The organism is Pseudomonas sp. AO-1, from assembly GCF_019775695.1.
GTDB lineage: Bacteria > Pseudomonadota > Gammaproteobacteria > Pseudomonadales > Pseudomonadaceae > Aquipseudomonas > Aquipseudomonas parakoreensis.
Genome location: NZ_CP079949.1, coordinates 1 through 14435 on the forward strand (window position 1 = coordinate 1; position 14435 = coordinate 14435).

Consider the following 14435-nt stretch of genomic DNA (forward strand, 5'->3'; position numbering starts at 1 on the left):
ACGTACAGAAGGACATGGGTGTCGCGTTGTTCATCGTCCAGTTGGGCAGCACGCCGCCTTCGGCCAAGCTCTGGAAAGGGTTGGGCTCCGGTGTGTACGAATTGGTGGAAGACCACCGAAGCGACACCTTCCGGGCAGTCTATACAGTGAAGATGGGCGATGCGGTACATGTACTACATGCGTTCCAGAAGAAGTCCAAGTCCGGCATCGCCACGCCGCAGCCGGACGTGGAACTGATCGAGAAGCGGTTGAAGGCCATGGTGGCCCGTCATAAGACGAGCGGGAGATAAACGATGAAGCGTAGTGACCATCCGCAAGGCACTGACAACGTGCTGCGAGATTTGGGCTTTGACGATGCTGAAGAGCTTTCGGCAAAGGCAGCGCTCGCGCTCAAGCTTAATGAATTGATTGACCATCGCGGCCTGAGCCAGACGGAGATTGCTGCGATCACGGGCATGACTCAACCGAAAGTGTCTCAAGTCCGCCGCTACAAGCTCCAGAACATTTCACTGGAACGGCTGATGCAGGCACTGGTTTCACTGGACCAGCGCGTAGAGATTGTGGTGCAGCCTGCGCGGCATGCACATTCGGCGTGCATTACGGTTGCCGCATGAGTCTGTGGCGTCTGTATAGAGGGAGATGGGGAGAATGAAGTTTGCCTATGAAGATTTGAGCGACGATCAGTTCGAGGTACTGATCGTGCTCTTGTGCCAACGCTTGCTCGGTATCGCCGTTCAGGGATTCGCAAAAGGGCCGGATGGCGGGCGCGACGCAAAATTTGTCGGCACGGCGGAACTGCACCCCAGTAAGGCCGCCCCGTGGGTGGGCACGGTCATTGTTCAGGCCAAGCATACCAACGGGTACAACCGCAGCTTTTCGGAACTGGATTTCTACAGTACATCTAGCAGCAACACGGTGGTCGGCAAAGAAGTGCCACGCATCAAGAAGCTGCGCGAGGCCAAGCAACTCGACCACTACATGCTGTTTGCGAATCGCCGCCTGACCGGAAATTCCGAGACAGAAATCCGTGACCACATCGCCGCCGAATGCGGCGTCCCTGCTTCGTCTATCTATCTTTGCGGCCTGGAACAACTAGAACTTTGGCTGAAACGCTTTCCAGAAGTGGCCCTGGAGGCGAATTTGGATGCGGTGGACTCGCCTCTGATTGTCAGTCCAGATGATCTTGCCGAGGTTGTTCAGGCGCTTGCGCGCCAAAAGGATGACCTGACAGCGTTACTCGACGACCCGCCCACCGTGCGCGTGACGTATGAGGAGAAGAACGCGCTCAACAATATGACGGCAGCATATGCAAAGGAGCAGCGGCGTAAATACCTGAAGGAAACGGCGCAAATTCGCACTTTTCTGGCTGCGCCAGAGAATATCGAATTGCTGCGCATGTACGAATCTGTGGTCGATGAGTTTCAGCTCAAGATCCTTGCGAAGCGCAAGGACTATCAGACCTTCGACGAAGTCATGGAATATCTGGTGGATCTGTTGTTCAGTCGCGACCCTGTTCTTCGGCAACACGCCCACAAGCGACTGACGAGAGCCATTCTTTTCTACATGTATTGGAACTGTGACATCGGGGAGGTGGATGATGCTGCGGCCAACCAAGCACTCACATCCTGATCGCACAGTAATTAATGTTTCTCTTCTGCTCCTTTCGCGGCTGAAAGATCGTCGCGTCGATGAATACGATGTGCTGCGCAAATTTGCAAAGAAGCACGTTGTCGGCGGCGACGTGCTTTTCCTGCCTGCACTCAATTTTCTCTATCTGATGGGCCTGATTGAATATCGTCCTAAGACGGACGCAGTCGAATACGTAGGGCCAAATGAAGCTATCTAAACTCTATTCCAATAAGCCGGATGTGTTTGAGCCCGTGGACTTTGCTCTTGGGCTGAATGTCGTCATGGCGGAAATCCGTCTGCCGGAGAATCGGAACAAGGACACACACAATCTTGGGAAGACCACGCTGGGGCGTCTTTTGGACTTCGGATTCTTGGCAGGAAAAGACCCTAAGTTCTTCCTCTTCAAGCATTTTGAATTGTTCAAGGATTTCGTCTTTTTCCTTGAAATTGAACTGGAGGACGGCTCCTTCATCACGATCCGACGCAGCGTAGAAGACGCGACCAAAATCGCCTTTAAGCAGCATGAGGCAGGCCATCAGGACTTGTCGGCGTTGGCGCTCGCGGAATGGGGTCATCGGGACGTTCCTTTTGAACGTGCACGAGAACTGCTTGATGGCCTGCTCGACTGGCGTGCTCTCAAGCCGTGGTCGTACCGCAAAGCGCTTGGCTATCTGTTGCGGTCACAAGAGGATTTCCGCGAAGTTTTCCAACTTCGCAAGTTCGCTTCCAAACATGCTGATTGGAAGCCATTCCTTGCACACCTTCTTGGCTTTGATGCCAAGCTTATTGCCGAGCACTATGCAAAAGAGCATGAGCTCGCCAAAAAGCAGGAGACGGCGCAAGCCATCAAGAATGAATTGGGGGGGTCGATCGAGGACATCAGCAAGATTGAGGGCATTCTTCTGCTCAAGCAAAAAGATGCGGAGAAGAAGCAAGTGCTGCTGGATGCTTTCGATTTTCGCGCTCTAGACAAGGATCGCACCAAAAAGGTGGTGGAAGAAGTTGATGAGCGCATCGCTGCGCTGAACTCGGAACGCTATTCTTTGAGTCAAAACAGGAAGAAGGTGCAGGCATCATTGCAGGAGGATCAGATTCTGTTTAGCCCTGATGAAGCCCAGAGGTTGTTTGGCGAAGCTGGCGTGCTGTTCCAGGGACAGATCAAGAAAGATTTCCAGCAATTGATCGCCTTCAACCGAGCTATCACAGATGAGCGGCGCGGCTATCTCCAAGAGGAATTTGCGGAGATCGAGGGGGAACTGAAGCGAGTGAACGCAGAACTGAACTCCTTGGGAAAAAAACGTTCAGAGATGCTCTCCTTCCTAAGCGGAACGGATGTTTTCACCAAATACAAGTTACTTTCGGATGAGATGGTGACGCTGCGTGCGGACATCACATCGCTGGAACACCAGAAAGGCCATCTGCATCGTCTTCAGGAGTTGCGTACAGAGATTAGAGCCTTGACGGAAGAGCGCGACCATTTGCAGGCGCGGATCGAAGCCGACGTGGATAAGCAGAACTCTGATCAGGCAAGCCTGTTCTCCACGATTCGCGTTTTCTTCAGCGAGATTGTTGAGGAAGTCATTGATCGCAAGGCGCTATTGAGCGTGGCGCTCAATCAGGCAGGTCATCTGGATTTCAAGGCGGAAATTCTCGATGGCTCTGGCAACGCCACGAGCGCTGACTTGGGACACACTTACCGAAAGCTGCTGTGTGTTGCTTTTGATATGGCTGTGCTTCGTGCGCACCTGAGTGAGAAGTTCCCGAGCTTTGTGTATCACGACGGTGTGCTGGAATCGCTGGACGACCGAAAGAAAGAGAACTTGATGACAGTTGTGCGTCGTTATGCAGATTTAGGGTTGCAGCCGGTCATCACGCTGATTGACTCCGATTTGCCAGTACGAGCAGAAGATGATGCCCCTGTTTTTACAGCGGGTGAAATCGTCGTCACGCTACATGATGAGGGGGATCACGGCCGAATCTTCAAAATGAGAGGATGGTAATTCAATCCTCATTGGTTCACGTAGTTATTCAGGGCATGCTCCTGGCATTCAAAGTGATGGCTTGTGCGCGTTAGAGCGTGTTCTGAACTTTGAGCGCCGCAATAGTAATGAGGCTGGGGTGCTGTGATGCCCCGCAAGGCGATGCCCCGCAAGGCGATGCCGCGTTGGGCGCTGGTTTGGAAGTAGGAGCCACACACGTGCAAGCTTGGCTCTCAAACGGCACGCCAACGATGGGATTGGCCGGCCGGATTTTGAAGGATAAGCGGTGACGCGATGAAGCTAAACAAGGCTTGGTGGGAGCATCTTGCGCCGAAGTCGATGATCGGAAGGCGGCGCGAGGTTGAGCAGCTGCTTGAAGACTTCGTGCGGTCCTCCGAATACGGGCGGGAATGGGCGCGCGTGGCTGCGAATCCCCACGGCGTGTTTAGGCTCAAGCCAGGCCAAGTGATACCCGTGGTGCGCATGATTTTCATGGGCGACCGTCCGGGGTTCATCTCTCCGTTCCGGAAGCTCATGGATGGGCACAGAACGGTGGACCGCAAGCCAGAGTGCGGTCTCGGCGCCCTAGGTGAAGGCGAGTTAGCTATCCAGCCTACGATTTCGGTGGAAGTCGTTACTGACCCCGCGTACTTGGCTGCGGCCATGCGCGGAGCTACGCAGATTAACGAAAGCACCATCAGGAGCCCTAGCCTTGTATTTTCGGTGCCCGCGCACTTCCTGCTATCGCCCAAGCACTACCCCGAACGCGCATATGTCCTCTACCAGCACATCTTCGGCGCTGGTGCGTCATACCCCGACGACGGGTCCTTTTATGTGGGTGTGTCCACCCGTAGCTGGCAAAAGCGCTGGTCCGAGCACCGTCGCGCGATTGAGACGGGCAGTCCATTGCTTTTCCATCGCCGATTTCGAGAAGAGCAAGAGGGTGGGCGTCTCACGTACGTGCACCACAAGGTGATGGCTATCACCGACGATGTGGAGCAGCTCTACGAGGCGGAAGAGTTCCTGGTGGAAGGGCATTGGGATGACGAACGCCGGCTCAACATGGTGCCGGGCGGAAAGAGCGGCCTACACTACCTGCGCGAAAACGGATTGCTTTTGAAAGGCGTCGTTCCTCTGCCCGATGACCGCGACAAGATTCTGCACAAGTGGTTGAATGACCATCCCCGCTTGGGGTTACCGGCGCCATGGGTCGCCGAAAAGTGGAAGGACAACGACTGGGCGATAGCGCAGATTTGCGGGCGGGACGGGCGCTTATCGGTGGTCCAAGTCAAGGCGATACGCGAGCTCGCCAAAAACCACACGCCCGAGGAAATTTACGTGCGCATCGGGGCGAAAGACGTGGACCAAGTGAAACGAGTCTTGGATGGAAAAACCTACGCACGAATAGCCTGATTGAATCGCCCAGGGTTCCGTAGACACCTCGCAGCCATAAACTATGGCTTAGGCGGAGGTGGTTATGAGCACGAAGCGGTACACCGATGAGTTCAAGATCGAGGCGGTCCGACAGATCGTTGAGTACGGCCGTCCGGTAGCGGAGGTTGCCGAGCGACTGGGCGTGTCGATCCATAGTCTTTACGGCTGGAAGCGGCAACAAGGCAAAGGCGATGTTGGCCGGCGTGTCGAGCAGGACCAGAACGCGGAAGTGCGCCGCCTCAAGGCTGAGCTACGCAGAGTCACTGAAGAGCGAGACATCCTAAAAAAAGCCGCCGCGTACTTTGCAAAGGGGTAAGAGCAAAGTACGCCTTCATGAAGCAACACGCAGATGAGTTCGGCCTCGCGGCGATGTGTCGGATGCTTGGCGTCCATCGCAGTGGCTACTACGCCTGGCTAAAAGAGCCGGCAAGCGCTCGCGACAAGGACGATCAGCGGTTGCTCGGCCTAATCAAGCACAGCTGGCTGGAAAGCGGCTCTGTGTATGGCCACCGCAAAGTGACCACAGATCTGCGCGAGCTTGGCGAGACGTGTAGTCGTCATCGCGTGGCACGCTTGATGAAGAGCGAGGGGCTGCGGGCAATGGTCGGCTACGGTCGGCGACCACGCCCATTGAGCGGCCCTGTTGGATCAGTCGCCAAGAACGTTCTGGCTCGCGGCTTCAAAGTCAGTGAGCCAAATCGCGCGTGGGTCACGGACATCACCTACATCCGCACGTACGACGGCTTCCTGTACTTGGCGGTAGTGCTTGATCTGTTTTCGCGTCAGGTCGTTGGATGGGCAACCCGACCAACTCAACATACGGACCTGGTTTTGCAGGCGCTATTGGCCGCAGTGTGGCGGCGCAAGCCAAGCCCCGGGCTTCTGCTTCACTCCGACCAGGGAACCCAGTTCACCAGCGAAGACTGGCAGAGCTTCCTGCGCGAGCACGACATCGTGTGCAGCATGAGTCGACGAGGAAACTGCCATGACAACGCAGCGATGGAGAGCTTCTTCCAGCTACTGAAGCGGGAGCGTATTAAGCGGAGGATCTACAGCAATCACGACGAGGCACGGGCCGACGTCTTCCAGTACATCGAGATGTTCTACAACCCAAAACGGCGGCACAGTTCCAACGACGGGCTGTCCCCGGTAGAGTTCGAGAAGCAGTACGCACTAAACGGCTGACGACTGTCTACAAAATCCTGGGCGATTCAGATCTCCAAAGCGTTGTACCACGCCGCCACGGTTCGCGCTGGCGGCTTTTCCGATGCTTAAAGCGTTCGAAACAATCAGCCACTTAGAGCGTTTTCTGAACTTTAAGCGCCGCAATAGCAGTGAGGCTAGAGTGCGGTGTTGCGCCGCAAGCCCTACCCGACGGACGTCAGCGGCGAAGAATGGCTTCGCTGGCTATCACCTGCTGGCAGTGCACCTTACGCCGGCCGAAGAACGCGAGCGTGCCCAGGTCGACCATATCTGCGCCGCAGTGCAGCGGCCGCGGGCCACACAGTCGAGCTGGCATGGGCCGACCGGAGCTAACCGGAGAGAAAGCGCGAGAGGCCGAAAAGGAACATGACATCACACTGCAGATCGTGAAGCTGCCTAAAGCGAAGAAAGGCTTCGTACTGCTGCCCAGGCGCTGGGTGGTCTAGCGTAGCTTTGGTTGGCAGGCGCGCTTTCGACGACTGTCTCGGAACTATGAACGGCTGCCCGAAGTGCTCAGCGGACTGCACTTCCTCGTCTTTTCCGTGTTCATGCTGCCCAATGCCGCGCGACTGCTGGCTTCTGCCAGTGGTTCATAACAGGCTCTAGCTCCTGTTGAGCCGGCATCACTTTATGTAGTTGAGTGCTCATCCCTTCAGAAATCTTATAAAGTGTTACAAACATGCTTGCTTCGGTCACGCCGAGCAAGTCTTCCAAGATGGTCACAAGGACGGTCTATGGCCGCAAAGGATGAGCAAATGATTGGTCGTGGGTCTGAATGGCGTCGCTGGGAACCGCACATCCATGCGCCAGGAACCGTTCTAAATAATCAGTTTGGCAGCGACTCCCCTTGGGATGCCTATCTCAAAAAGCTTGAGACAGTCACGCCGAAAATTGAGGCGTTGGCGGTGACTGACTATTACCTTACTGACACGTACGAAGAGGTGCTAAGGCAAAAGGCGGCTGGCCGTTTAAAAGATATACAACTCATTTTTCCCAACGTCGAATTGCGTTTAGATGTCGCTGCAAAGTCTGGCTTTGTCAACGTGCATCTCCTAGTCAGTCCTGAAGATCCGAACCACGTCGCAGAACTGCACCGCATCCTTCAGCGCCTTCAGTTCCAGGCGCATGGCGATACCTTCAACTGCACCCGCCTGGATCTGATGTCCCTCGGCAGAAAAGCCGACACTAGCATCATCGACGACCGCGCTGCGCTTTCGCACGGCGCCACGCAGTTCAAAGTGAATTTTGACCAGCTCCGCCGGGTTATGCGAGAGAGCGATTGGGCGAAGACCAACATCCTCATCGCGGTTGCAGGCGCGACGGGCGACGGAACTTCGGGGTTACGCCAAGCCGCAGACGCAACCATGCGTCAGGAGATCGAAAAGTTCGCCCACATCATCTTCTCAAGCAGTACGGCACAGCGCGAATTCTGGTCTGGTCGCAAGGGTGTGCCGCTCGACCAACTCAAGGAGCGTTATGGCGGCTGCAAGCCCTGTCTCCACGGCAGCGATGCCCACGACCAGAAAACCGTAGGCGAGCCGGTTGAAGAGCGTTATTCGTGGATCAAGGGTGGTCTAGAGTTCGACGCCCTGCGCCAGGCTTGTATCGACCCCGAAGGTCGTGCTTATGTCGGAAGCGAATCGCCGTCCACGGCCATGCCTTCCCAAGTAATCTCGAACATAGCTATCGGAGATGCCAGTTGGGCATCAACTCCGGACATGCCACTTAATCCTGGGCTTGTCGCGATCATCGGCGCGCGCGGCTCAGGCAAGACCGCACTTGCTGACATGATTGCCGCCGGCTGTGACGCAATCACTCCAGCCGCTTGGAATGCGAGCGCAAACATCAGCCCGTCATTTCTCGTCCGTGCACGCCAGTTGCTTGGCCAGGCGACTGCAACGCTGACATGGGGTGGAGGTGCTTCAGTCACACGCTTCCTCGACGGGCGCGATGCAAACGGTCATCTTGCCTTTCCCCGAGCGCGCTACTTATCTCAGCAATTTGTAGAGGAGCTTTGCTCCTCTGCTGGCGTCTCCGATGGACTCATCGCGGAGATAGAGCGTGTGATCTTTGATGCCCATCCACAGGATGATCTTGACGGCGCTATCGACTTTGCTGAATTGAGGGATTTCCGCACCGCCCGTTTTCAGCAGGCCCGAGAACGGGAGGCTGAGGCAATCGCCGATTTATCCGAGCGCATTGCCACGGAGATTGAAAAGGAAGCTGCAGCCACAGGCCTAGCGCTGCAAGTCACGCAAAAGACCGGCCAGATCAAAAGCTACAACGAAGATCTCGCCAAGCTTGTCGTGAAGGGAACTGAGGCTCAGGCCAATCGCCACACCCAGCTTGGACAGGCCGTGCAGACGCTGCGCGGAACGATCCAAGCCTACGGCAATCAGCGCCGGACATTCGTTGCGCTGCAGGATGAGGTGGTAAGCACTCGCAATACCAAGGCCCCCGAGCTGCTGCGCCAAGCCAAGGAGCGACATGTTCACAGCGGTCTCAATCAGCAGCAATGGGATGAGTTCCTGCTGATCTATAAAGGCGATGTCGATACGAGTTTGACCAGCTATGTCACATGGTCCGATCAGCAAATCGCAGCACTCACAGGTCCGGCCATTTCGGCCAACGACCCGAACACACCGCTCTTCCCAGACACTTCTGACATCTCTAAATTAACCCTTAATACGCTGTTGGCTGAAATGGCCCGGCTGGAGGTACTGGTAAGCGCCGACAATGTCGTTCGCGGTCAGTACTCCACCCTGTCAAAGCGCATCGCCCAAGAGAACGCCGCGCTCATTAGCCTTCAAACACGCCTAACCGACGCTCAAGGCGCTGGCGCGCGTCGTAAGGAACTCCAGAGTGAGCGGGAAGCGGCTTATGGCCGAGTATTTCAGGCGATCATCAACGAGCAGAATTCGCTCGCCGATCTTTATGGCCCCCTGATGGCGCGCTTAAATGCGTCCACCGGCACCCTTCGCAAGCTCGGTTTCTCGGTTCGCCGCGTCGTTGACGTTGCTGCCTGGGGAGCTGTAGCTGAAGAAGACCTTCTCGACCGACGGAAGGCAGGGCCATTCCAAGGCCGCGGCGCGTTAATCGCTCTGGCGGACAAAACCCTACGATCAGCATGGGAAATAGGTTCGGCTGCCGACGTGCAGGCAGCGATGACGAATTTTATTTCGCAATACATGCGCGACCTTCTGAGCCAGGCTCCCTTTGGCCAGAATCAACAAGCAGAGTTTCGTGGCTGGTTGAAGCAGTTCGCTCACTGGCTTTTCGCCACCGATCACATCTCGGTGCGATACGAAATAGTCTATGACGGAATGGATATCCGAAAGCTGTCGCCTGGAACACGGGGTATCGTACTTCTTCTTCTCTACTTGGCACTGGACGATGCTGACGATCGGCCACTTATCATTGATCAGCCAGAGGAGAACTTGGACCCCAAATCTGTGTTCGAGGAGTTGGTCGCCCTGTTTATCGCGGCTAAGGCCAAACGCCAGGTAATCATGGTCACGCACAATGCCAATCTCGTCATCAACACTGATGCGGACCAGATCATTGTCGCCGACGCTGGCCCTCATCCTGCTGGTGGGTTGCCCCCACTCAAATACACATCTGGCGGCCTTGAGAACACTGCTATTCGCAAGGCGGTTTGCGACATTCTGGAGGGCGGGGAAGAGGCCTTCCGCGAACGCGCACGTCGATTGAGGGTTAGGCTGGATCGCTAACTGCGGCAGCATTGAACGCTCAATGCTTAGATTGATTGCCCGATGTTTGGGAACGAACATCGGTTTTTATCACCTAGATGCCTTGCGCCGGTATGGACGCAAATTGCACTTAGGTGCGATTCCATCGACCAACGGAAGGATGCAATAGCTCCGATGACGGCCTCCGCTCCTATAGACACTACTGGCCTGCTCACCATATTGGGAGTCATCGCCGCTGTGTGGGCGCTCATCTCTCCCACTAACCGGCTCCGGCTTCGCTTCTGCACTACATGGGTGGATTGGGTCGTGGGTGGATCGGTGTTTTTTCTTGTCCACTACCTGATGTACGCCCCGGTCTTGGAGCAACTTGGGCTGTACTACAGCTTGGGACCTTGGAAATGGGGGCTCGACAGTTCAAGTGCGGTGTATCTGCTGCTGCTCTCGGTGGCACTGTACTTCTTTTGGCGAACACGCTTTCCGACGCTGGCCCGGGGGCGGGTGCACGTCTTTCGTGAATTGATCGAAAACTTGCACCTCACCAAGCGCTATGACGAACTGGTATTGCTGGTCGAACCCCAACTGCCCACTCTTATTTCCCTAACCCGGCAACAGTCTTGGCTGGTGTGCTGGATCGACAACGGGGGTAATTCCAAGGATGAACTGGCGGCACTCTTGCGCGGGGAGCCCCCCAAAACTCCTTCAGCATGGCGCCAGCAGTGGCGCCGTTCTCTGCACACATTGAAATCCAGATGTGCAGAGCGAGACCAAGCTAGCTTACAAGCCCGGGAGACCCTCCTGAATCTGGTCACCTCACCTGAGTTAACCATTCACTTGGCGCAGGCGCACCCACACTTCTGCCTCAAGCTGCTGGAGGCGGACGAAGCGATACGCTCCGACTTCATTGCGCATTACGTCGACGCGCTGTTGGATGCAAAGGGGAGCCGCCTCTACGTTGAGCTGAAGAACAACCGCAATCTCAATGGCGGGAGCCGTCTGTACTTGCCTGAAAGCAATCGGCTACTTCGCTTCTTCTTCGCCGATGCAGCGATGGCGGTAAAAAACGACGTGGAGGCTGCGATAGGTGATTCTGTACGCCGCCGATTGGACGAAGACAAGCAATTGGCCGAAACGCTAAACGAACCATTGGGCTCCTACCAAGAGGTCGGGCGTTTTCGTTGCCCGATCAATTCAGGCATAACGCTCTTTGAGATCATGGTCCATGAAGGCATCCACCAAGGATTGCAAGACCATATGTGGCTGCACTATTTTGACGACTTCGCCGAAAAGATCCTCAAGCAAATGTCTGGCGTATCCGACGAGGAGGCCTATCTGGAGTGGCCAACGCCATTTCACTACCTTCTCGGCCGCATGGTTGGCGTCTCTACGGATTGGGCTGAGCAGTGCGCGCGCATAGATGACTCCGAAATCCCACAGGCAACCCGTTGTGCCGTTGATTTCGATCGCCACTATATCTCCAAGCAAGCCACCAAGGTAATGGGGGCGATGCTGCAACACATCATTCCGAGTGAGAAGCTATCGGCGTCATTCAAGACGCATCTGCTGGAAATCGCTATTCGCAGTTATGTAAGGCTCCAGAGCGATCCGAGGATGGCTGATGTCGCAGCGTCATTCCTGAAGGCCGTGATCGTCGGATCGGATTTGCCTACAAAGGACGCTTACCGGCAGGAGCTTCGTAATGTATTCGGAAATCTGGATCACGTTCTGCGGGACAACGCGTCCACCTTCAAAGCTGCGCTGGACGCCTCGCTGCCTTGACGTTTCGCTGTACGGGGGCGGTCACCGCGGCTGATTCACTTATTCGGCATGCCGGACGTTGGCAGTGGCTACGACTTGATTAAGGCCGTAGCCCCTTCGTTCATCGCCCTCGTCAATGAGCCGCATCATGGCTTCGCGCAGTTCGCTCGACACGGGTGCGCCGGCGTCCGTGTCGCGAAAGTAGCGCATCACAGTACCCGCGACGATGTCGGCCAGCTGCACGCCGATGGCCTCATGCGACTGCGCAAACTCGATGCTGGCTTCCTCCTCGAACCGGTAGTCAGACTGCGGGGTGTAGGGCAGATCGACCGAGTGGCTCAGGTTTTCGGCCGTCATTTTTCCCTGGCGCAGAATGTTCTCCACCTCCAATTGCTGGTCGTGTACCAAGCGGATGCCGGCCAAGCGCCTGCTGTAATAGCGATTCATCCTGGCGTAGATGCTCGTGAATGACGTCAGGTTCGGCAACATCCAGACCTGTTTCGCATGTTTGTTAAGGTCGGGGGGCGGAAGAAACCGCGACCAAGCCTCGCCACCGCTAACACGTTGCTCGTCGTATTCGGCTTCAGCCTCCTGCACCATGTGGGCAATGCCTTCCGCGATTTGCACGGCCGAGCCGGTATAGCCCAGATCTGTGGCCATGTCGCGCAGCACGGCGAATGAGGCGCGGAGCGTCCCGTCACCCGGCGCCAGGCACGAGGCGACGAATGTATCGAGGACGCCTTCGGACGCGTGAAAGTACAGGAAGTCTGCCACCGTGTTCTTGATGAAGTGAAGCTTCACCGACTCGGTATAGCCGAGGCATGCTGGCAAGAGGTGGAACGAGGTGATGCTGGTGCAGATAAAGAAGCGCTTGTCGACCACCTCGATGAAAAGCGGAGCGCGTTGATCGAGCAATCCATGGATGACTTCGGCCGAGAATCTTGGCTTGGCTGTCAGCGACTTGGACTTGAGTTCGCCAGCAGGAATGCGGTGACGGCTTCGCAGCTCATTAATGCGATCTTCCCAGTCATGACCGTTCTCAAGACCAATGCCGGCTAGGGCAAAGTAGGGCTGGCCCTTGAAGTCGTAAGCACTGCCGCTGTTGACCATGTCCCCGCTGTGGCCGCTTTCATCAATATAGACGGTGGTCATGTTTCGATGCTGTCCCTGGAGTGATTCGTCTTCGGATGTATAGCGCATTTAGAACGCGCGCTCGACCTAGTGTTAAGGGGCGGGCGCGTTTGCGCCTTTCCTGGGGCTGGCGGCCATTGGTGTCTTCCTGCCACCTCTGCTGAACGTCAATGTCCCGTTGAAGTTGCAAGAACGACTCTTTGATCACAGTGTGCCAAAAAGCCTGCTGATCCGTTGATTCATGGGCGTCCCCGGCCCAGAAGCATGGCCGGTCGCGCTGTCGTGCTGCGCATCGAGCCGCCTGCGGCGTCTCGCCCCTTCGGGCTTCCATCGTTCCCTCGCTTCGCTCGGCTGACGCCTTCGGCCCGGCTTCCAGCTTCGGGCCTGCGCGCTTGCGCTTGCGTGCGGTCTGCACATCGCGGCGGCCGTTGCCATGTCCAGCCGTCTCTCCTGACTCCATCACCTTGCTCGCGACTGTAGCCCGTGGCCGCGTGCCATCAAGGCGCGTCAGGCCGTGTCCTCGGCTGCGCCTGCGGGCCGCACCACCCTGACGCTTTCCTCCTTGACGGCCCACGTCCGTGGGCTCCTGACCGTCGCGGGCGATGAACTCAGGAAAGACGGTGGCAACAGGGCCAACCGGGTTCCTCGTGCCAACCGCACCGAACAGCCGAAAGGCTGGGCTCCGAATCTAGGAATCCGGTGTGCGGTTTGAACAGCAAACCCTTTTCGTCAGGAGAAAGACCATGCTTGCATCCCGTTTCGCTTCCCGTTCCCCTTCGCTGCGCAGCGATTACCCGCTGACCGATGACCAGATTCACCGCGTGGCCCCGTCCATTTTTGCGGAAGCGCCCCACGAAAGCCGTTCCCAGCGTTACGCCTATATCCCCACCGCCACGGTGCTGACCGAACTGCGCAAGGAAGGGTTTCAGCCTTTCATGGTGACGCAGACCCGCACCCGCCACGAAGACCGCCGCGACTACACCAAGCACATGATTCGGCTGCGCCATGCCAGCCAGATCAACGCCCGAGGCGAGGCCAACGAAATCATCCTGCTGAACTCGCACGATGGCACCAGCAGCTACCAGATGCTGGCCGGGATGTTCCGTTTCGTGTGCAGCAATGGCCTTGTTTGCGGCGACACCGTGGCCGATGTGCGCGTGCCGCATAAGGGCGACGTGGCCGGCCAAGTGATCGAAGGTGCCTATCAGGTACTGCACGGTTTTGACCGTGCGCTGGAATCCCGCGAATCCATGCAGGCCATCACACTGGACGAAGGCGAGGCCGAAGTGTTCGCCCGCGCCGCGCTGTCGCTCAAGTACGACGACCCGGACAAGCCCACACCCATCACCGAATCGCAAATCCTGATGCCGCGCCGTTTCGACGATCGCCGCCCGGACTTGTGGAGCGTGTTCAACCGCACCCAAGAGAACCTGACCAAAGGCGGATTGCATGGGCGCAGCGCCAACGGACGCCGCCAGCAGACCCGCCCGGTGCAGGGCATTGATTCTGATATCCGCCTCAATCGCGCCCTGTGGCTGCTGGCCGATGGCCTGCGCCAGTTGAAAGCCTGATTCCCCTGCGCGGCAGGGGCAGG

The 14435-nt window shown here is 56.8% G+C and carries 11 protein-coding genes and 1 pseudogene; 11 read left to right on the top strand and 1 reads right to left on the bottom strand.

The features are described from left to right. The 10 genes and pseudogenes from KVQ82_RS31080 to KVQ82_RS31120 all read left to right on the top strand — a co-directional run. Positions 1-290: type II toxin-antitoxin system RelE/ParE family toxin (locus KVQ82_RS31080; protein ID WP_222019494.1), on the top strand; the 290-nt coding region annotated here is incomplete at its 5' end. 3 nt (positions 291-293) lie between these two features. Continuing rightward, positions 294-614 carry a helix-turn-helix domain-containing protein gene (locus KVQ82_RS31085; RefSeq protein WP_103458167.1) on the top strand — a complete coding sequence of 107 codons (321 nt, stop codon included), beginning with the start codon at positions 294-296 and terminating at the stop codon, positions 612-614. A gap of 34 nt (positions 615-648) precedes the next feature. Further along, complete coding sequence (locus tag KVQ82_RS31090) at positions 649-1629, top strand: ABC-three component system protein (protein ID WP_103458168.1); 981 nt, start codon at positions 649-651, stop codon at positions 1627-1629. After that, the gene (locus KVQ82_RS31095) at positions 1598-1846 is read left to right on the top strand and encodes an ABC-three component system middle component 8 (protein WP_103458169.1); all 249 of its coding nucleotides are present in this window, start codon (positions 1598-1600) and stop codon (positions 1844-1846) included. Before KVQ82_RS31090 ends, KVQ82_RS31095 begins: the two co-directional genes overlap by 32 nt. Further along, positions 1833-3629, top strand: a complete 1797-nt coding sequence (locus KVQ82_RS31100; RefSeq protein ID WP_198833920.1) for a DUF2326 domain-containing protein — start codon at positions 1833-1835, stop codon at positions 3627-3629. The genes KVQ82_RS31095 and KVQ82_RS31100 overlap by 14 nt, the downstream gene beginning before the upstream one ends. 273 nt (positions 3630-3902) lie before the next feature. After that, positions 3903-5021, top strand: coding sequence for a hypothetical protein (locus KVQ82_RS31105; RefSeq protein ID WP_222019495.1), 1119 nt, complete (start codon positions 3903-3905; stop codon positions 5019-5021). Between the two features lie 64 nt (positions 5022-5085). Further along, positions 5086-6227, top strand: a protein-coding gene (locus tag KVQ82_RS31110; protein WP_087944428.1) for an IS3-like element ISStma9 family transposase whose coding sequence is annotated in 2 segments (ribosomal slippage) — positions 5086-5323 and positions 5323-6227 — 1143 coding nt in all. Because the reading frame shifts where the segments join, the coding sequence is not laid out codon by codon here. A 250-nt stretch (positions 6228-6477) separates the two neighbouring features. After that, positions 6478-6841: pseudogene (locus KVQ82_RS31795) on the top strand (transposase); the annotation flags it as partial. 159 nt (positions 6842-7000) lie between these two features. Beyond that, positions 7001-9976, top strand: coding sequence for a TrlF family AAA-like ATPase (locus tag KVQ82_RS31115; protein WP_198833953.1), 2976 nt, complete (start codon positions 7001-7003; stop codon positions 9974-9976). Between the two features lie 153 nt (positions 9977-10129). Next, positions 10130-11731 carry a hypothetical protein gene (locus KVQ82_RS31120; protein WP_198833923.1) on the top strand — a complete coding sequence of 534 codons (1602 nt, stop codon included), beginning with the start codon at positions 10130-10132 and terminating at the stop codon, positions 11729-11731. 39 nt (positions 11732-11770) lie between these two features. On the opposite strand, the gene KVQ82_RS31125 is transcribed toward KVQ82_RS31120, so the two are convergent. Beyond that, positions 11771-12862, bottom strand: coding sequence for a DUF3800 domain-containing protein (locus tag KVQ82_RS31125; RefSeq protein ID WP_103458173.1), 1092 nt, complete (start codon positions 12860-12862; stop codon positions 11771-11773). 722 nt (positions 12863-13584) lie between these two features. Here KVQ82_RS31125 and KVQ82_RS31130 point away from each other — a divergent pair. Continuing rightward, positions 13585-14412: a DUF932 domain-containing protein gene (locus KVQ82_RS31130; protein ID WP_198833924.1), complete on the top strand. Its 828-nt coding sequence runs from the start codon at positions 13585-13587 to the stop codon at positions 14410-14412. The last annotated feature ends 23 nt before the right edge of the window (positions 14413-14435 follow it).